Origin of the sequence: Mesorhizobium sp. M0166 (assembly GCF_040322255.1) — a bacterium.
In the GTDB taxonomy this organism is placed as follows: domain Bacteria; phylum Pseudomonadota; class Alphaproteobacteria; order Rhizobiales; family Rhizobiaceae; genus Mesorhizobium.
Genome location: NZ_JAMYTD010000067.1, coordinates 1 through 16,828 on the forward strand (window position 1 = coordinate 1; position 16,828 = coordinate 16,828).

Here is a 16,828-nt window from a genome sequence, read left to right on the forward strand (position 1 = left end):
ACCCCGCCATAAAATTATATTTATACCCCGGGCGGGCCCGCGGCGCCAAACCCCCCCAAGCCGGGGGGGGGCGGGTATGCCCGCCCCCACCTTTTTGTCCGAGCAACGGATTGCCAAACCGCTTTTGGACTTGGGGTCCGCTGGAATAACCGGAGACGATCATGTCGCGTATTGGAATCCATTCGTTCGTCTGGTCGGCGAGCTCGGCGCAGGGCGACCTCGAGCGGACGCTGGCCAACACCAGGGAAGCCGGCTTCGACCTGATCGAATTCTCCTATCTCGACCCCGCCAATGTCGACATTGACGGGTTGGCCAAGTGGATCGCCGATCTCGGCCTCAGCGTTGCGATCAGCATCGGACTGCCGGCCGACGGCGATATTTCGAGCGCCGACAAAACGATTGCCGCGCACGGCGTCGAAATCCTGAAACGTACGATCGCGCTGACCCGCGATCTCGGCGGCCGGAAGGTTGCCGGCATTCTCAGCACCAGCCACGGCTTGCAGAGCGAGGCGCCGACCCGCGACCAGTGGGACCGCAGCGCCGGCACGCTGGCCGAGGTGGCGGAGACGGCAAAATCAGCCGGCGTCACCCTCAACCTCGAGATCGTCAACCGCTTCGAAAGCAACCTGCTCAACACCGCAGCGCAAGGCATGGCCTTCATCGCAGACAGCGGCTCCGACAACATTTTCCTGCATCTCGACAGCTTCCACATGAACATCGAGGAGGCCGATGTCGGCTTGGCCATCCGCAACGCCGCAAGGAAAATCGGCTACGTCCATATCGGCGAGAGCCATCGCGGCTTCCTCGGCACCGGCAATATCGATTTCACCGCGATATTCGATGCGCTGACCGCCATCGGCTACAGCGACGACCTCAGCTTCGAATCCTTCTCGTCGGAAATCGTCGACGAGAACCTGTCGCGGAAAACCGCGATCTGGCGCAATCTGTGGACCGACAATATGGAGCTGGCCAAACATGCGCGCCGCTTCATTGCGCTCGGACTGGAGACGGCACGGCGCAAGGCCGAGCTTGTTTCCGCAACGCACCGGCCTTGAGCCCTCGCGTTCCGAAATCATTCTGGCTAGGCCAGAGGCGCTACATTAGACCGGTTCGTCGTTTCACGGAAACGCAGAACCGGTCTATCTCTCTGTTTTGACGCAATTCCGGACGGAAAACCGTTTCACACTTTTCCTGGAATTGCTCTAGCCGGCAAAACGCGGCCCAAGTTCCTCGATGCGGCGGATCATCGCCTGGAAATCCTCCGAGATGCGCTGGTGCAGGTGAACCGCCAGCTCCGGGTATTCCTCGAGGATGCGGCGGAACATCTTGCGGCTGAGCCGCAGCACTTCCGAATCGATTTCGGCGGAGGCGCTGGTCAGCCGGTTGGTGTCGGCGATCAGGGCCAGCTCGCTGAGCATGGTGCCGGGGCCGGCGGTGCCGATCGGGATGCGCTCGCCATTGTGCTCGCGGTAGAGGACGATGCGGCCGCTGACCACGATATAGGCCGACTCGGCCGCGTCGTCCTCCCGGTAAAGCTTGTGGCCGGCTTGCAGCATGGTGGTTTCGGCGCCGAAGGCGAGCAGACGCAGCTGTTCCTGCGTAAAGCCCTCGAAGAGCCCCACGGTGGACAGGATGCGGATGTCGTCATCCAGCGCCATCTAGCTATGTCCCCGAACCGTCAGTCCGACTCCTCCCCTACGAGGCCGATCCAAAACCACCTCCAGCCTCAGGACCGTACCCGAAAAGCGTCCCGCCCGGATCGCTTATTTGAATAATGAAATGTTTAAGGAACCAGCTTGTAGCCGCCGCTTTCTGTCACGAGAATTTCCGCGTTGGAAGGATCGCGCTCGATCTTCTGGCGCAGCCGGTAGACATGAGTTTCGAGGGTATGCGTGGTGACGCCGGAATTGTAGCCCCAGACTTCCTCCAGCAGCACGTCGCGGGTCACCACCTTCTGGTCGGCGCGGTAGAGATATTTGATGATCGAGGCTTCCTTTTCGGTCAGCCGCACCTTGGCGCCGCGCGGGTCGATCAGAAGCTTCTGGCTGGGCTTGAATGTGTAGGGGCCGACCGAGAAAGTGGCGTCCTCGCTCTGTTCGTGCTGGCGCAGTTGGGCGCGGATGCGGGCCAGCAGCACGGCAAAGCGGAACGGCTTCGTCACATAGTCGTTGGCGCCGGCCTCGAGGCCAAGGATCGTGTCGGAATCGGTGTCGTGGCCGGTCAGCATGATGATCGGCGCCTTGTAGCCGCCCTTGCGCAATATCTTCACCGCCTCGCGGCCATCCATGTCGGGGAGGCCGACATCCATGATGAGAAGGTCGATAAGCCCGCCGCGCGCCGTGGCGACGCCTTTGGCGGCGGTCGCTTCCTGCAGGACATCGAATTCCTCATAAAGCGACAATTGCTCGACAAGGGTGCCGCGCAGGTCGTCATCGTCGTCGACGATCAGAATGGTGCGTGAAGTCATGGATCAATCCGTTGTTTTGAAAAGAGATTTCAGTTGACCGCTGCCTGTTTATGCGGAAGCTGACCGGCACAACAGCCGTTCACAGTGATTTGTTCCGTGGCACAATCATACAAGAAAAAACAAGATCGCAATGCAGTCGGCGCAATTTTGCCGAAAGGGCTCACCGTGCTCACCGTGCGCGCGCGGCCTGGCCAGCCCAGCCAGGGCTTTCTGCAGGCCGGCAAACTGGTGTTTCCGTGTGCACTGGGGCATGGCGGCATCTCGGCCGGCAAGCGCGAGGGCGACGGCGCCACGCCGCTCGCCTCGATGCGGATATTGTCGGGATATTTTCGCGGCGACCGTTTTGCCGGCGGCCGCCGGACGCGGCTGGCGATGACGCCGATCGGCCGCGACCTCGGCTGGTGCGAGGTGCCTGGGGACCGCAACTACAACCGCCCGGTCAAAATCCCCTATGGCGCCAGCCATGAGCGGATGCTGCGCACCGACGATCTCTATGATGCCTGCCTGGTGCTGGACTGGAACATTGTGCCGCGCCGGCGCGGGCGCGGCAGCGCCATCTTCTTCCACCTGGCGCGCCCCGGCTTCACGCCGACGCAAGGCTGCGTCGCCGTAACAGCCCGCACCATGGCACGGCTGCTGCCGCTGCTGTCAGAGCGGACGGTGGTAAGGGTGGTGAGGTAAGGGGAATAAGGGAGTAGGGCAGTAAGGGGAATAAGGGAGTAGGGCAGTAAGGGAGTAGGGGAGTAAGAGTAGAGACAGGCGCGGGCGCGCCGCTTAGCTTTTTCCTACTCCCCTACTCCCCTACTCCCCTACTCCCCTACTCCTTTGCCATCCTATGTCGAGAAGACCGAGCCGGCCGAGTTCGCGGTCCATGGCGCGTGCGATGTCCTTGCGTTCGCCGCCGATGTCGCGCAGCTGGCGATCAGAGAGGTTCTCGACATTCTCGTAGGGAAGACTGATCGCGATTTTTGCATGCCGAAGCCAGTCAAGCACGGCGCGCAGCCAGGCCGGGCGGAGGACTACAGAACGCAAGGCGATGTCAGACATGGTGCAATCCGCTTCTCCGGACATCAAATCCGGTTTGATGTTTCTTCGATGCTCAGATCATGGCGGATTGAAATTCAAACGGGAAACGAGTAGTTTTTTCTGTATCTTCAAGTTTTGTTTGAGGATTGGAATGCTCGACCGAACCCTCCTCGTCTGGCATTGATGGCGCGCCTGCTGCCTGGAACCCGTGCGCTGCGGACGCTGGAGGCAGCGGCCCGGCACCTCAATTTCACCCGCGCCGCCGACGAGCTCGGCCTGACGCCGGCAGCGATCAGCCACCAGATCAAGGAAATTGAGGATCAGCTCGGCATCGTGCTGTTCACACGCACCAGCCGCACGATCCGGCTGACCGATGCGGGCGCGGTGCTGTTCGAAGCTTCGACCGACGCGCTCGACCTGCTTGGCCGGGCCGTCTCACGGGCGCAGAAGGCGGCGCGCGGATCGGCGCTGCTGAAGGTCACCCTCGACGCGCAATTCGCGACGAAGTGGCTGATGCGGCGCGTCGACGATTTTCGCAAGCAGCATCCGGCGATCGAGCTGCGTTTCGACATCAGCTACGAGGTGCGCGACTTCGATCGCGACGATGTCGATGTCGGCATCCGTTTCGGCACCGGCAAATATCCGGGGCTTCGCTCGCACCGGCTGTTCGAAAACGTCATCATTCCCGTCTGCAGCCCGGCCTTGTTGCGGTCGGGGCCGCCGCTTAAGGAGCCGCGCGACCTGTTCCATCATACGCTGGCCCATATCGAGTGGTCGCGCCAAGGCGTCACCTGGCCGAATTGGAGCATATGGATGGCGGCGGCGGGCGTCGACGATTTCGACGACAGCCGGACCATCGTGTTCGGCAATTCGACGGATGCCGTCCAGGCCGCGCTCGACGGCAACGCGGTAGCGCTCGCCGATTTCGCCATGGTGGCAAACGACCTGTCCGAGGGCCGGCTGATCCGGCCCTTCGAACTCGGCATCAAGGTCGCGCCCGAATTCGCCTATTTCCTGGTCTATCCGGAAAGTGCGGCGAATGATCCGCGCATTGCCGCCTTTCGCGATTGGCTTCTCGAGGAAATCGCCAGGACCCCGAGCTGACGTTCAGTCCGCCGCCGCGCCGAACCAGCCGATCACCGCGCCGATGAGAAGCAGCACGCCAAGCCAGTGACCAACATCGATGAGCGTCAGATCCCAGCCGAAACCTTCGTAGCGATGGTTGACCGAAAGCGTGGTGGCGACGAACCCCAGCCAGAGAACGAAGCCGAAGATCACCCCGGCAAGCAGGCTCGGTTCGCCGCCGGTCACGGCGCCGATGATCAGCGACATGACCAGCGCCATGACGAGCTCCGCGACGAAGGAGACGACGAAGGGCAGCATCGATTTGCTCATCGTCGCCGGATCAAGCTTGGCGGCCTTCAGCCACGGCTTGCTCAAGCCCATGTACCAGGCCGCGCCGAACAGCCACGCCACGACGGCGGCGACGATTACCGCCAGCCAATTGATTGCTGAAAAATCCATGGTTCCCTCCGGTCGATTGCGCGATGGAACGCCTGTTCGGCGATGCCGTCAAGCAAGACGCCAGACGGTGGTGCGCTTGACCTCGGCGTCCTCCAGCGCCCGCGTCACCGCCACTTCGTAGACGGCAAGCGGCTCCAGCCCCGCCTTCGGCAGATAGGAGCGGCCGGGATCGCCGACGAGGATGTCGCCGCCGCGCGCCTTCAGCGCGGCGAACCACGGCATCAGCCTGTCGGCGAAGGTTTTGTCGTAGAAGACGTCGCCGGCCAGCACCACGTCCCAGCCGGCATCGGTACCGATGCAGTCGCCGATGAGGAATTTTATCTCGACCCCATTGGCCTCGGCATTGAGGCGGATCGCTGTCGCGCAGAACGGGTCGATATCGGCGGCGATCACCTCCGCAGCGCCAGCTCTGGCCGCGGCAATCGCGACGAGGCCGGAGCCGGAGGCGAAGTCGAGCACGCGCCTGCCGCGCACCGTTGCCGGATTGTCGAGGATGTAGCGGGCAAGGCCTTGGCCGCCGGCCCAGGCAAAAGCCCAGAAGGGCGGCGGCAGGCCGATTTCGGTCAGCTCATCCTCTGTCCGCTGCCACAGTTCGTGCGCCTCGTCGGCCAGATGCAGGCGGATCTCCGGCACATGCGGCGGCGCCGTCAGCGCCGTGTTGTCGAGGATGAATTTCCTGGCGCTGTCCGGCGTCAGCGCCGTCATGGCGCCGGCGTCAGGCCGCCCATGCGGCAAACCTCTTGCCATTCGGCCGGCGTCACCGGCTGCACGGACAGCCGCCCGAGCCGCACCAGCGCCATGTCGGCCAGCTTTGGATTGGCCTTGGCCTGTTCCAGCGTCACCGGCTTCGGCATGTCCTTGAAGGCGCGGATATCGACGCACTCCCAGCGGGGATCGTCGGTGGTGCTGTCCTGATGGGCCAGAGCGCAGACCTCGGCGATGCCGACGATGTCGAGCCCGTCATTGGAATGGTAGAAAAAGCCGAGATCGCCGATCTGCATCGCCTTCATGTTGTTGCGCGCCGCATAATTGCGCACGCCGTCCCATTGCGTGCCGGCCTTGCCCTTGGCCTTGAGGTTCTCGAAGGAGAAGACCGAAGGTTCGGATTTGAACAGCCAGTAGTTCATTGTGTTGCTCCTCCTCAGGTGCCGCCGATTAGATGTCCGTCGGTTTGTTGAAGCTCCAGTTCCACTGCCGGATTTCGACGCTTTCGAACAGCCCTGCCTTGGTATAGGGATCGGCCGCCGACAGGGTCTTTGCCGCCGCCAGATCGGGCGCGTCGACAACGACGAGGCTGCCGTTCGGCTTGCCGTCTGCGTCGAGGAACGGGCCGGCGACGGCCAGTTTCTTGTCGCCGTTCAGCCCTTCCAAAAAGGCAATGTGCTCGGGCCGCGTATCGAGCCGCACCTGTAGGCTTCCTGGCTTGTCCTTGCAAATCAACGCAAACAGCATCTTTCCATCTCCGCAATCGTTCGGGATCACATGTCGGTTTCGGTTTTGAGCGGCCTGGTCATCAACGCCGTCACAGCCTGGTCTATGGTGACAGTGCCGTCCAGTATGGCGGCGACGGCGGCGATGATCGGCGCGTCGATCCGGCGCTCGCCGGCGATGCGGGCGGCGATTGCCGCCGTCGGCACGCCTTCGGCTAAAGGCAAGCCGGCAAGCGGCTTGCCTTGCCCCAGCGCCAGCCCATAGGCGAAATTGCGCGACTGCGCGGACGAGCAGGTGAGCAGCAGGTCGCCGAGGCCGGAAAGCCCCATCAGCGTCTCCGGCTTGGCGCCAAAGGCGGCGCCGATGCGGCGCAATTCGACGAAGCCGCGCGTCACCATCGCCGCCTGGGCGCTGGCGCCGAGCCGGGCGCCGGTGACGGCACCCGCGGCAATGGCAAAGACGTTCTTCAGCGCGCCGCCGATCTCGACGCCGATCAGATCGTCGCTCGAATAACAGCGCAGATTTTCCGCCGAGAAACGGGCGGCAAGGTCGGTGGCCAGAGCCTCGTCGCGGGCGGCGACCACCACGGCCGTCGGCAGGCCTTTGGCGACGTCAGTGGCAAAGCTTGGGCCGGACAAAGCGGCGACCGGATTTGCCGGCAGGATTTCCTCGGCAATGGACGACAGCAGCGCGCCGGTGTCGCGCTCGATGCCTTTGGCGCAGAGGACCAGCGGGACGCCTTTCGGCATATGGCTGGACGCGGCCGTCAGCATAATCCGCAACGATTGCGCCGGCGCCACTGCCAGAGCGCAGTCGGCGCCGTCGAGCGCGGCCTCGATGTCGCTCGTCGCCACGATGCCGGGATCGAGCGCGATGCCCGGCAGATAGCGCGGATTTTCGCCATGGTCGAGCGCCGCGACGGTCTCCGGGTCGCGCGCATAGAGGCGGACGAAATGACCGGCGCGCAGCATGGCCAGCGCCAGCGCCGTGCCCCAGGCGCCGCCGCCGAGCACGGCGACGCGCCAACCGCTTGGCGCCTTGTGCTCGCTGCCGGTCATGCCTTGGCCCCACGCCGGCCCGAGCCGACCATCGGGGCCGAGATGCTGTCCAGCGGCCAGCGCGAGCGTGGCACGAAATCGGCGGCGTTTTCGCCTGATATGCCGGCGCGCAGCCGCTCGATGCCGGCCCAGGCGATCATCGCCGCATTGTCGGTGCAGAGGTCAAGCGGCGGCGCGACGAAGCTGAACCCGGCCTGCCCGCACAGGCCCTGCAATGTCGCCTTGATCGTCCGATTGGCGGCGACGCCGCCGGCGACAACCAATGCAGGCTCGGCCTTGTCCGGGAATTGCTGACGGAACCTGGTCAGCGCCCGCGCAACGCGGTCGCCCAGCGCATCCGCTACCGCCGCCTGGAACGAGGCGCAGATATCGGCAACATCCTGGTCGCTCAGCGGGACAATCGCCGTTGCCGCCTGGCGCACCGCGGTCTTGAGGCCGGAGAAGGAAAAATCAGGCTGCGCCGAGCCCTTCATCGGGCGCGGAAAGGCAAAACGTGCCGCATCGCCATTTGCCGCCGCCTGCTCGACATTCGGTCCGCCCGGATAGGGCAGGCCGAGCATCTTGGCCGTCTTGTCGAAGGCCTCGCCAAGCGCGTCATCGATGGTCGTTGCCCAGCGCTGGTAGTCGCCGACGCCGCGCACGGCGACGATCTGCGTATGGCCGCCGGAGACCAGCAGCAAGAGGTAGGGAAAGTCGAGCCCGTCGGTCAATCTGGCCGTCAGCGCGTGGCCTTCGAGATGGTTGATGGCGATCAGCGGTTTTTTGGCTGCCGCGGCGATGGCTTTTGCCGTCATCAGGCCGACGATCAGCCCGCCGACAAGACCGGGACCGGCGGTGGCGGCAATCGCGTCGATGTCGGCGAGTTCGACGCCGGAATCGGCCAGCGCTGCCTCGATGATGCTGTCGAGCGCCTCGACATGGGCGCGCGCGGCGATCTCCGGCACGACGCCGCCGAAAGCAGCATGCTCCTCGATCTGGCTGAGCACGATGTTCGACAGGATTTGCGGCGTGCTGCGACCGTCCAGCGCCACAACGCTGGCGGCGGTCTCGTCGCAACTCGTCTCGATGCCCAGAACGCGGATCAATTCGTCGCTGTCCTCGATGATTGTGCAACCGGCCTTTCCCCGATAGGAGAAAGCCGGAAAACGGCCTCGATCTGCCGGGGGTTATCACGGACGGCGCGTCATGCAAACAACCTTGAAAATCGGAACACGCGGCAGCCCGCTGGCGCTGGCGCAGGCGCATGAAACGCAGGCGCGGCTGATGGCGGCGCATGGCATGCCGGCGGAAGCTTTCGAGGTGGTCGTCATCTCGACCAGCGGCGACCGCATCCAGGACCGGCCGCTGTCGGAAGCCGGCGGCAAGGGCCTGTTCACAAAAGAGATCGAGGAGGCGCTGCTGGCGCGCCGCATCGACATCGCCGTGCATTCGTCGAAGGACATGCCGACGCTGTTGCCCGAAGGGCTGGAACTGTCCGCCTTCCTGCCGCGCGAGGACGCGCGCGATGCCTTCATCGGCAAGGCGGCGCGAACGATTGCCGGCCTGCCGCAAGGCGCCAGGGTCGGCTCGTCGTCGCTGCGGCGCCAGGCGCTGATCCGGCGGATGCGGCCGGACATCGACGTCGTGATGTTCCGCGGCAATGTGCAGACGCGGCTGCGCAAGCTTGACGAGGGCATCGCCGACGGCACCATCCTCGCCTATGCCGGGCTGAAGCGGCTCGGGCTCGAAGATGTCGTCACCGACCTGATGCCGCTCGAGGTCTTTCCGCCGGCGCCGGGGCAAGGCGCGATCTGCATCGAAAGCCGCATCGGCGACCGCGACGTGGAACAGATGCTGGTAGCGATCCACGACGGGCTGACCGGCGAGGCGCTGGCCTGCGAGCGTGCCTTCCTGGCGGCGCTCGACGGCTCCTGCCGCACGCCGATCGCCGGCCATGCGACGATATCGGGCGGAACGGTTTCCTTTGCCGGGCTGATCATCTCGCCCGATGGCACGCAGTCGCATGAGGTCAGGCTGCAAGGGCCGGCGCAGGAGGCGGCGCGCATCGGCGCGGAAGCCGCCGCGACCGTTCGGGCCAAGGCCGGCGAAACATTCTTCGACGGCTGGACCTGACATGCTCCGCGTCCTGGTGACGAGACCCGAACCGGGCGCCTTGCGCACGGCGCGCCGCCTTGCGGATGCCGGCTTTCAGCCGATCCTCCTGCCATTGACCGAAACCGTGGCGCTGCCGGTCGACGCCGGCGCGCTCGCTGACGCCGCGGCGTCGGTCGCGGTCACCAGTGCCAATGCCGTTCGCCATGCGCCGAAAGAGGTCATCGCTGCACTCGTCGGCTTGCCCTGCCACGCCGTCGGCAGGAAGACGGCGGAAGCCGCCCGCGCGGCCGGGTTTCTGTCGGTCAGCGAAGGCCCGGAGAATGCCGAGGCGCTGGCCGATGCGCTTGCTGGCGGTTACGCGGGGCAGACGATCGTCTATCTCTGCGGGCGGGTGCGCTTTCCGGGCTTCGAAGAGCGGCTGTTGGCGTTGGGCGTTCAGGTCCGCGCCGTCGAGACCTACGACACCGTTGCGCTGGATTACTCCAACGAGGCCGTTCTTGCGCGCCTGTCCGCCCGGCCGGTCGAGGCGGTGCTGCTCTATTCGGCCAAGGCGGCCATGGCGATGCAGGCCCTGGCTGGCCGGCCGGCGCTGCGTGGCCTTTTTCAGGACACGCGCTTTTTCGCCTTGTCGGGGCGCATCGCCGCGGCCCTGGGCGATGTCGCCGGGATCCGGATTGCGCCTGAGCCCAGCGAAGATGCCTTGCTGGGGCTTTTGCAGGCCTCGTGCTGACTGGCATCCGCCTGTTCCGGACGTTGGCATACCTCCTGCCGGCATCCTCAATTTATTCCGCAGCAGGCGCTGTCGGCGAAGCTGCGGATCTCCCCCCTTGCGGGGGAGATGCCCGGCAGGGCAGAGGGGGGTGCTGTCCCTCCGACCTGTCAGCCAATCGAGCCCTCCATCCCGGTTCGGGATGGGTTTAAGTCGACGTTGGTGCTCTGTCACACCCCCCTCTGGCCTGCCAGCCATCTCCCCCGCAAGGGGGGAGATCGACAGCTTGGCGGGCAGCGCCAACATGGACGATCGCCCTCGAGCCACATTTTGTTCTTGCTTTGTGCCGGCAGCTATGCGAGAAAATCACCTATGGTGCTGATTCGCCCCAACGACCCGCCGCCGAGGCGGGTTTTTTGTTTCTGGCCCCGCATGGCATTTCCCAAAACCGCTGCGGCGTTTTGCCAAAACTGAACTCCAAGCCGCGGCGTCATCACGCCGCCCCTTTTCACCGCTTGGTGATGTGCTAGACCCTTCAAACCATCCCGAAGCGAATTTTGCGGAGCCCGAGCATGGTCAAGACGCCGAAGATGCGGCATTCCAAGAGCCGCCGTGAGCCGGTGACCATCGAGCTTGAGCCCGGCGCCGTCTCGCGACTCGCCGACCAACAGGATGCCAGCACGCAGCAGCCAGCCGCGGCGCAGACCGACGAGGCGCGGGCCGAGGAAGCGGCGAACGCCTCGCAGCCGGAGCCGCCTGAAGAGCCGGTGCATGCCGACCAGACCGATCTCGAGCCATGGGAACATGCCGATGCAGCCGCGCCGGCCGGCACGCGAGAGCCGGCGGATGCCGGCGCCGATTCTACCAGGGAAACGGAAACCCCTTACCCCGCCGGTTCGGATGCGCCGGCCGGTCGCTCCACGGTTTCAGACTACAGTTTCGACGATGCATCCAGCCCAACAGGAGCCAACGAACCGGGCATCGCAGGCTCCGGCGAGAAGACAGCTGAGACGAGGGACGACTATATGGCAGCGCAGCCGAAGCGGAGCGGCATCAACGGCATCGCCGCCGGTATTATCGGCGGCGTCATCGCGCTCGCCGCGGCCGGCGGGCTGCAATTTGCCGGCCTGCTCGGTGCGCCGGGGTCGGGCGGCGTGTCGCTCGACGCGGTCAATGGTGAGATCGTTTCGCTGAAGCGCGAGGTCGCGGACCTCAGACAGGCCGGCGCCAACAATGATGCATCGGCCAAGGTGGACGGGCTGTCGTCGGCGCTGGACCAGGTCAGGGCGGACGTTGCGGCGCTGAAGTCGGCGGTCGAGCAAAGTGGCGCCGGCGACAATGCCGGGGTGACAGCACTTGGCGACAAGGTCCGGCAGATCGAGACGGCGGTCGCGGCCCTCGGCAAGGCCGGCGGCACGGCGCCCGTCGATCTCGGCCCGCTCAACGAAAGGCTGGCCGCGCTCGACGCGCTGGTGAAATCCGCCGGCGACACGGCAAAGGCGCAGGAAGGCCGGCTTGCGGCCCTGGAACAGTCGGTTTCACAGCTCTCGGGCAAGGTCGATGCACAGGCTTCCCAGCCGAAGATCGCGCTGGCCATTGCCGCCTCGGCGCTCAAGGCAGCGCTCGACCGTGGTGCGCCGTTCGCCGCCGAGCTCGAAACCTTTGCCGCGATCGCACCCCATGCACCCGAGATCGCGACGCTGCGCGCCTATGCCGAAAAGGGCGTCCCGACGCGGGCCGAGATCGCCGCCGACGCGGACGCCGCCGCCAACTCCATGGTCGCTGCCGCGACGCCCGTCGACCAGAATGCCGGCATCCTGCAAAAGCTGCTGTCGAGCGCCGAATCGCTGGTCAAGGTCAGGCCGATCGGCGCCGTCGAAGGCACCGGCGTTCCGGAAACCGTCGCCCGCATGGAGGTCGCGGTCAATCAGGGCGACTACGCCAAGGCGCTCAGCGAATACGAAACCCTGCCTGACGCGGCCAAGGCCGCCGGCGCCGACTTTGCCGGCAAGCTGAAAGCGCGGATGGAGGTCGAGATGCAGATCGAGTCGCTCATCGCCGGCGCGATGAAGGCGTGAGGAACCAAATGATCCGCATCCTCGCCTTCCTCGCCGTCGTCTTTGCGCTCGGGCTCGGCTTCGCTTGGCTGGCCGACCGGCCGGGTGAAATGCTCGTCACCTTCAACGGCTATCAATACCAGGTCAGCCTGATGGTCGCGGCGGTTGCGGTCGTCGCCGTGGTTGCCGCGGTGATGATCGTCTGGTGGCTGGTCAAGGCGCTGTGGAACAGCCCCTATACGATCTCGCGCTATTTCCGCGTGCGTCGCCGCGACCGCGGCTACCAGGCGCTGTCGACCGGCATGATCGCGGCCGGTGCCGGTGATGGCGCGCTCGCCCGCAAGAAGACCAAGGAGGCGGCAAAGCTGATCCGTTCCGACCAGGAGCCGCTGATCCAGTTGCTCGACGCGCAGGCCTCGCTGCTCGAAGGCGACCATGAGGGCGCCCGTGAAAAATTCGAGACCATGCTCGACGATCCCGAAATGCGGCTGCTCGGCCTGCGCGGGCTTTACCTCGAGGCCGAGCGGCTCGGCGACCGCAATGCAGCCCGCCACTATGCCGGCCGCGCGGCGGCGGTGGCGCCGCAACTGGCCTGGGCGGCCGAATCGACGCTGGAAGACCTGACCGGCCGTGGCGATTGGGACGGTGCGCTGAAACTGGTCGACGCCCAGAAGTCGACCCGGCAGATCGAGCGCGATGCGGCCAACCGGCGCCGCGCCGTGCTGCTTACCGCCAAGGCGCAGGCGCTGATCGACGGCGATACCAATGCCGCTCGGACGGCGGCGCTCGAAGCCAACCGGCTGCGGCCGGATTTCGCGCCGGCTGCGGTCGTCGCGGCGAAATTGCTTTTTCGGCAGAACGACGTGCGCAAGGGCTCGAAAATCCTCGAGGCCGCGTGGAAGGCCGAGCCGCATCCCGAGATCGCCGAGCTCTATACCCATGCCAGGCCGGGCGATGCCGTGCTCGACCGGCTGAACCGGGCAAAGAAGCTGCAGGAGCTGAAGAAGAACCATGCCGAGTCCTCGCTTGCCGTGGCGCGCGCCGCGCTCGATGCGCAGGATTTTTCAACCGCCCGTCGCGAGGCGGAAGCCGCCATCCGAATGGATCGCAGCGAAGGCGCCTATCTGCTGCTCGCCGATATCGAGGAGGCCGAAACCGGCGACCAGGGCAAGGTGCGGCAGTTGCTGTCGAAGGCGGTGAGGGCGCCGCGCGACCCGGCCTGGGTCGCCGACGGCGTCGTCTCCGAACGCTGGGCTCCGGTATCGCCGATCACCGGCAGGCTCGACGCATTCGAATGGCGGGCGCCGATGGAGCGGCTCGGGCAGTTGATCGACAGCCATGAAGAGACGCCGGAGGCACCGGTGCCGGCCATCGGGGCTCCAGCCAAGCCGGTACAGGAAACAGCCGAGGCGATCGAGCCCACAGCGGTTGCTGCCGAGACGCCGAGCGCGGCGACCGAGGAGAAGACGGAAGACCGTGCCGGCGAGGATCATGTGACACCGGTCACCGCGGCGGCGTTTGCCGCGGTGCCGGAAGATGCCGAGGCCGTCGAGCCGGCGCAGGAGTTGACGCGGCTGCCCGACGATCCCGGCGTCGATCCCGACGACGCGGCGAATAAATCGACGCGCCGGTTTCGTTTGTTCTGATCAGGGTCGAGTGGACCCGGGCTTATTGGGAATGATTTGATGTTCGAACGCGTTCTGTCGTTTCTAAGGGACCTGCCGTCCGGTGGTGGCGCCACCCCCAGCGCCGACGATCCGCGCATTGCCGCGTCCGCCCTGCTTTTCCACGTGATGAACGCCGACGGGGTGCGCCAGGATACCGAATGGGAGCGGTTCAAGAAGGTGCTGGCGGAAAGCTACTCGATCAGCGGCGACGAACTCGATGCGTTGGCGGCTGCCGGCGAGCGGGCCGACAATGAGGCGATCGACCTCTACGCCTTTACCAGCGTGCTCAAGCGCCATCTCGATGCCGAGGCGCGAAAGGCCTTCATCGGCCTGATGTGGGAGATCGTCTATGCCGATGGCGAGTTGCACGAACTCGAGGACAATACCGTCTGGCGGGTCGCCGAGCTGATCGGCGTCGAACGTCGCGACCGTGTCGAGGCGCGCCTCAAGGCGGCCGCCGCGGCTCCTGGTGCTGCCGGAACGTCAAGCGACGAATAGACAGGATCCCGCCTTCCAATGCCGCCCAAGCCAAGTCCGAGACCAAAGATCCTGATCGTGCTGCATCAGGAGCATTCGAGCCCCGGGCGGGTCGGCCATATGCTTATCGAGGAAGGCTTCGATCTCGACATCCGCCGCCCGCCGCTCGGCGAGGCCTTGCCGCAGACGCTGGATGGCCATGCCGGCGCCGTGGTGTTTGGCGGGCCGATGAGCGCCAATGACGGCGACGAGTTCGTCCGCCGCGAGACCGACTGGCTTAAAATTCCGCTCAACGAGAACCGGCCGCTGCTGGGCATCTGCCTCGGCGCGCAAATGCTGGTCAAGCATCTTGGCGGCAGGGTCGAGGGTCATGGCGAGGGTCTCGTCGAGATCGGCTGGTATCCGCTGAAGGCGACCGAAGCGGGCAGCAGGCTGATGCATTGGCCGGAGATGGTTTATCAGTTCCATCGCGAGGGCTTTTCGCTGCCGAAGGACGCGACACTTTTGGCGACGGCCGAAACCTATCCCAACCAGGCCTTCCGTTATGGCGACAATGCCTGGGGCATCCAGTTCCATGGCGAATTGACCCGGGCGATGATGCAGCGCTGGGTGGTGCGCGGCGCTCACCGCTTCGAACTGCCCGGCGCCCAGCCCGGCCGCGACCATCTCGGCGGCCGGCTGATCTGGGACATGCACCTCAAGCGCTGGCTCGGCGAGTTCCTGCCGATGATTTTTGGCAAGCCGGCGCTGCGGTAATCAGTTTCGCCCCCTGAGATGACGCACCTTGCGCAGCTGCGGGAACAGCACTGCCCATAGGCCGGCGACAGCGATCGCCCCGATGCCGCCGACCACCACGGCCGGAACCGTGCCGATCAACGCGGCCATGGTGCCGGCGCGGAATTCGCCGAGCTCGTTGGAGGCGCCGACAAACACCTGGTTGACGGCGTTGACGCGGCCGCGAACGTCGTCCGGCGTCCACAGCTGGATCAGCGTCTCGCGGATATAGACGCTGAACATGTCGGTGGCGCCGAGCAGCGCAAGGGCTACAATCGACAGCCAGGTGATGGTCGAGAGGCCGAACAGGACGGTGAACGCGCCGAACAGCGCGACGAAGCCGAGCATGACAAGGCCGGCATGGTTGCGGATCGGGTGTCCGGCCAGCCAGATGGCGACGCAGATGGCGCCGACGCCGGGCGCCGAGCGCAACAGGCCGAGCCCCCATGGGCCGAGTTCGAGGATGTCGCGCGCATAGACCGGCAGCAGCGCCGAGGCGCCGGACAGGAGCACGGCGAACAGATCGAGCGAAATGGCACCGAGCACGATCTTTTCGCTCCAGATATAGCCGAAGCCGGCGAACAGGGTCTGTACCGTCGGCCTGTCGGTCCGGCTGCGCTGGGCGGGCTTCGGGATGGTGAAGATCAGCACGGAGGCAATGAGCATCAGCACGGCCGCGGTGGTGTAGGCGGCTTCGGCCGAAAGCCCGTAGAGCAGGCCGCCGGCCACCGGCCCGACGATGGTCGCCGTCTGCCAGGCGGACGAGTTCCAGGCGATGGCGTTGGCGAAATCCTCGGGCGGCACCAGATTGGCGAACAATGATGAGGAGGCCGGCCCGAAGAAGGCGCGCGCGATGCCGAACATGGCGAGCACGATGAAGACCGGCATCGGCCCGGAGAGGCCGCGCAGCGTCAACAGCAGCAGGGCCAAGGCGCAGCCCGCCTCGACCAGCACCGCCAGCGCCATGATCAGGCGGCGTCCAAAACGGTCGGCAACGTCGCCGGTGACCAGCACCAGCAGCAGCGAAGGCAGGAACTGGACGATGCCGACAAGCCCGAGGTCGAACGGGTCGCGGGTGAGATCGTAGATCTGCCAGCCGACGGCGACCGACACGATCTGGGTGGAGAATGTCGAGAGGAAGCGCGCCGCCCAATAGCTCAGGAACGGCCGGTGGCGAAAGGCGGCATAGCGCTGGTCGGACGGTACTTGGGATTCTGTGGTCATGGATCAGGCCCCGTGGCGGCGATGTCGGCCGGCGGGGCACTTCCACGATGGGCGCTGGTCCGGCCAAAAAAGCCTTTAGCGCAGTTCGGCGCAGGGTGCGCGCAAAAATCCAGCCTGGATCAACCAATTTCGTTCTGGCGAAGGGAGGCAGGCTGATCGAAGGCGGTTTCCATCGCCCTGCCAATCTTGGGTGTTTGCGCTGCCCCTCACCCTTACCCTCTCCCCGTGAAGGAAGGCTATCGGATTCACACATTTTGCAGATTGAGTTTGGTTCCGTACTTGATGGCGTGGAATTCGGCGAGGCCGATGCGCATGACCTT

Annotated in this window: 20 protein-coding genes; 10 read left to right on the top strand and 10 right to left on the bottom strand. The window is 65.4% G+C overall.

The annotated features are described in order from the left end of the window. Positions 1 to 161: 161 nt before the first annotated feature. Positions 162 to 1,055 carry a sugar phosphate isomerase/epimerase family protein gene (locus tag NKJ46_RS33175; RefSeq protein ID WP_352671369.1) on the top strand — a complete coding sequence of 298 codons (894 nt, stop codon included), beginning with the start codon at positions 162 to 164 and terminating at the stop codon, positions 1,053 to 1,055. Positions 1,056 to 1,202: 147 nt separating this feature from the next. On the opposite strand, the gene NKJ46_RS33180 is transcribed toward NKJ46_RS33175, so the two are convergent. Both NKJ46_RS33180 and NKJ46_RS33185 read right to left on the bottom strand, forming a co-directional pair. Next, positions 1,203 to 1,658, bottom strand: coding sequence for a Crp/Fnr family transcriptional regulator (locus NKJ46_RS33180; protein ID WP_352671371.1), 456 nt, complete (start codon positions 1,656 to 1,658; stop codon positions 1,203 to 1,205). A gap of 125 nt (positions 1,659 to 1,783) precedes the next feature. Further along, the gene (locus NKJ46_RS33185; RefSeq protein ID WP_023680479.1) at positions 1,784 to 2,467 is read right to left on the bottom strand and encodes a response regulator transcription factor; all 684 of its coding nucleotides are present in this window, start codon (positions 2,465 to 2,467) and stop codon (positions 1,784 to 1,786) included. A gap of 144 nt (positions 2,468 to 2,611) precedes the next feature. Here NKJ46_RS33185 and NKJ46_RS33190 point away from each other — a divergent pair, with 144 nt between their 5' ends. Continuing rightward, positions 2,612 to 3,148 (top strand): L,D-transpeptidase family protein, encoded by a 537-nt coding sequence (locus NKJ46_RS33190; protein ID WP_245274862.1) that lies wholly within the window; start codon positions 2,612 to 2,614, stop codon positions 3,146 to 3,148. Between the two features lie 120 nt (positions 3,149 to 3,268). Here NKJ46_RS33190 and NKJ46_RS33195 read toward each other — a convergent pair whose 3' ends face one another. Further along, on the bottom strand, positions 3,269 to 3,514 hold the full coding sequence (locus NKJ46_RS33195; RefSeq protein WP_352671374.1) for a hypothetical protein: 246 nt from the start codon (positions 3,512 to 3,514) through the stop codon (positions 3,269 to 3,271). Between the two features lie 162 nt (positions 3,515 to 3,676). Between NKJ46_RS33195 and gcvA the strand changes: the two genes are divergently transcribed. Continuing rightward, positions 3,677 to 4,597 (top strand): transcriptional regulator GcvA, encoded by a 921-nt coding sequence (gene gcvA / locus NKJ46_RS33200; protein ID WP_352671376.1) that lies wholly within the window; start codon positions 3,677 to 3,679, stop codon positions 4,595 to 4,597. Between the two features lie 3 nt (positions 4,598 to 4,600). Here gcvA and NKJ46_RS33205 read toward each other — a convergent pair whose 3' ends face one another. Genes NKJ46_RS33205 through tsaD form a run of 6 tightly spaced genes read right to left on the bottom strand, consistent with a single transcriptional unit; the run spans position 4,601 to position 8,588 of the window. Further along, the gene (locus tag NKJ46_RS33205; protein ID WP_352671378.1) at positions 4,601 to 5,017 is read right to left on the bottom strand and encodes a DUF1761 domain-containing protein; all 417 of its coding nucleotides are present in this window, start codon (positions 5,015 to 5,017) and stop codon (positions 4,601 to 4,603) included. 48 nt (positions 5,018 to 5,065) lie between these two features. After that, a complete protein-coding gene (locus NKJ46_RS33210; RefSeq protein WP_352671408.1) occupies positions 5,066 to 5,722 on the bottom strand; it encodes a class I SAM-dependent methyltransferase in 657 nt (218 codons plus the stop codon). Continuing rightward, positions 5,719 to 6,144, bottom strand: a complete 426-nt coding sequence (locus tag NKJ46_RS33215; RefSeq protein ID WP_352671381.1) for an EVE domain-containing protein — start codon at positions 6,142 to 6,144, stop codon at positions 5,719 to 5,721. Before NKJ46_RS33215 ends, NKJ46_RS33210 begins: the two co-directional genes overlap by 4 nt. Positions 6,145 to 6,172: 28 nt before the next feature. Next, entirely contained in the window at positions 6,173 to 6,469 is a 297-nt protein-coding gene (locus NKJ46_RS33220; RefSeq protein ID WP_352671384.1) for a YciI-like protein, read from the bottom strand. Between the two features lie 26 nt (positions 6,470 to 6,495). Further along, a complete protein-coding gene (locus tag NKJ46_RS33225; RefSeq protein WP_352671386.1) occupies positions 6,496 to 7,506 on the bottom strand; it encodes an NAD(P)H-dependent glycerol-3-phosphate dehydrogenase in 1,011 nt (336 codons plus the stop codon). After that, entirely contained in the window at positions 7,503 to 8,588 is a 1,086-nt protein-coding gene (gene tsaD, locus NKJ46_RS33230; protein WP_352671411.1) for a tRNA (adenosine(37)-N6)-threonylcarbamoyltransferase complex transferase subunit TsaD, read from the bottom strand. Before tsaD ends, NKJ46_RS33225 begins: the two co-directional genes overlap by 4 nt. Positions 8,589 to 8,691: 103 nt before the next feature. On the opposite strand from tsaD, the gene hemC reads away from it, so the two are divergent. The 6 genes from hemC (at position 8,692) to NKJ46_RS33260 (ending at position 15,266) form a co-directional block, all read left to right on the top strand. Beyond that, positions 8,692 to 9,618 carry a hydroxymethylbilane synthase gene (gene hemC / locus NKJ46_RS33235; protein ID WP_352671388.1) on the top strand — a complete coding sequence of 309 codons (927 nt, stop codon included), beginning with the start codon at positions 8,692 to 8,694 and terminating at the stop codon, positions 9,616 to 9,618. A 1-nt stretch (position 9,619) separates the two neighbouring features. Next, the gene (locus tag NKJ46_RS33240; protein ID WP_352671391.1) at positions 9,620 to 10,330 is read left to right on the top strand and encodes a uroporphyrinogen-III synthase; all 711 of its coding nucleotides are present in this window, start codon (positions 9,620 to 9,622) and stop codon (positions 10,328 to 10,330) included. Positions 10,331 to 10,881: 551 nt separating this feature from the next. Continuing rightward, positions 10,882 to 12,387 (top strand): COG4223 family protein, encoded by a 1,506-nt coding sequence (locus NKJ46_RS33245; protein WP_352671394.1) that lies wholly within the window; start codon positions 10,882 to 10,884, stop codon positions 12,385 to 12,387. A gap of 8 nt (positions 12,388 to 12,395) precedes the next feature. Next, positions 12,396 to 14,012, top strand: coding sequence for a heme biosynthesis protein HemY (locus tag NKJ46_RS33250; RefSeq protein WP_352671396.1), 1,617 nt, complete (start codon positions 12,396 to 12,398; stop codon positions 14,010 to 14,012). Between the two features lie 39 nt (positions 14,013 to 14,051). Then, positions 14,052 to 14,531, top strand: coding sequence for a tellurite resistance TerB family protein (locus tag NKJ46_RS33255; RefSeq protein WP_352671399.1), 480 nt, complete (start codon positions 14,052 to 14,054; stop codon positions 14,529 to 14,531). A gap of 18 nt (positions 14,532 to 14,549) precedes the next feature. Beyond that, on the top strand, positions 14,550 to 15,266 hold the full coding sequence (locus NKJ46_RS33260) for a glutamine amidotransferase (RefSeq protein ID WP_292657163.1): 717 nt from the start codon (positions 14,550 to 14,552) through the stop codon (positions 15,264 to 15,266). Here the strand turns inward: NKJ46_RS33260 and NKJ46_RS33265 are convergent, their stop codons facing one another. Then, on the bottom strand, positions 15,267 to 16,508 hold the full coding sequence (locus NKJ46_RS33265; protein ID WP_352671402.1) for an MFS transporter: 1,242 nt from the start codon (positions 16,506 to 16,508) through the stop codon (positions 15,267 to 15,269). Positions 16,509 to 16,555: 47 nt separating this feature from the next. Here NKJ46_RS33265 and NKJ46_RS33270 point away from each other — a divergent pair. Beyond that, on the top strand, positions 16,556 to 16,828 hold a 273-nt coding region (locus tag NKJ46_RS33270; RefSeq protein ID WP_352671405.1), incomplete at its 3' end, for a hypothetical protein.

Bases quoted from the DNA above. Each gene is read 5' to 3' on its own strand.
- NKJ46_RS33175 (WP_352671369.1), top strand. From the start codon at position 162: ATGTCGCGTATTGGAATCCATTCGTTCGTCTGGTCGGCGAGCTCGGCG.
- NKJ46_RS33180 (WP_352671371.1), bottom strand. From the start codon at position 1,658: ATGGCGCTGGATGACGACATCCGCATCCTGTCCACCGTGGGGCTCTTC.
- NKJ46_RS33185 (WP_023680479.1), bottom strand. From the start codon at position 2,467: ATGACTTCACGCACCATTCTGATCGTCGACGACGATGACGACCTGCGC.
- NKJ46_RS33195 (WP_352671374.1), bottom strand. From the start codon at position 3,514: ATGTCTGACATCGCCTTGCGTTCTGTAGTCCTCCGCCCGGCCTGGCTG.
- gcvA (WP_352671376.1), top strand. From the start codon at position 3,677: ATGGCGCGCCTGCTGCCTGGAACCCGTGCGCTGCGGACGCTGGAGGCA.
- NKJ46_RS33205 (WP_352671378.1), bottom strand. From the start codon at position 5,017: ATGGATTTTTCAGCAATCAATTGGCTGGCGGTAATCGTCGCCGCCGTC.
- NKJ46_RS33210 (WP_352671408.1), bottom strand. From the start codon at position 5,722: ATGACGGCGCTGACGCCGGACAGCGCCAGGAAATTCATCCTCGACAAC.
- NKJ46_RS33215 (WP_352671381.1), bottom strand. From the start codon at position 6,144: ATGAACTACTGGCTGTTCAAATCCGAACCTTCGGTCTTCTCCTTCGAG.
- NKJ46_RS33220 (WP_352671384.1), bottom strand. From the start codon at position 6,469: ATGCTGTTTGCGTTGATTTGCAAGGACAAGCCAGGAAGCCTACAGGTG.
- NKJ46_RS33225 (WP_352671386.1), bottom strand. From the start codon at position 7,506: ATGACCGGCAGCGAGCACAAGGCGCCAAGCGGTTGGCGCGTCGCCGTG.
- hemC (WP_352671388.1), top strand. From the start codon at position 8,692: ATGCAAACAACCTTGAAAATCGGAACACGCGGCAGCCCGCTGGCGCTG.
- NKJ46_RS33240 (WP_352671391.1), top strand. From the start codon at position 9,620: ATGCTCCGCGTCCTGGTGACGAGACCCGAACCGGGCGCCTTGCGCACG.
- NKJ46_RS33245 (WP_352671394.1), top strand. From the start codon at position 10,882: ATGGTCAAGACGCCGAAGATGCGGCATTCCAAGAGCCGCCGTGAGCCG.
- NKJ46_RS33250 (WP_352671396.1), top strand. From the start codon at position 12,396: ATGATCCGCATCCTCGCCTTCCTCGCCGTCGTCTTTGCGCTCGGGCTC.
- NKJ46_RS33255 (WP_352671399.1), top strand. From the start codon at position 14,052: ATGTTCGAACGCGTTCTGTCGTTTCTAAGGGACCTGCCGTCCGGTGGT.
- NKJ46_RS33260 (WP_292657163.1), top strand. From the start codon at position 14,550: ATGCCGCCCAAGCCAAGTCCGAGACCAAAGATCCTGATCGTGCTGCAT.
- NKJ46_RS33265 (WP_352671402.1), bottom strand. From the start codon at position 16,508: ATGACCACAGAATCCCAAGTACCGTCCGACCAGCGCTATGCCGCCTTT.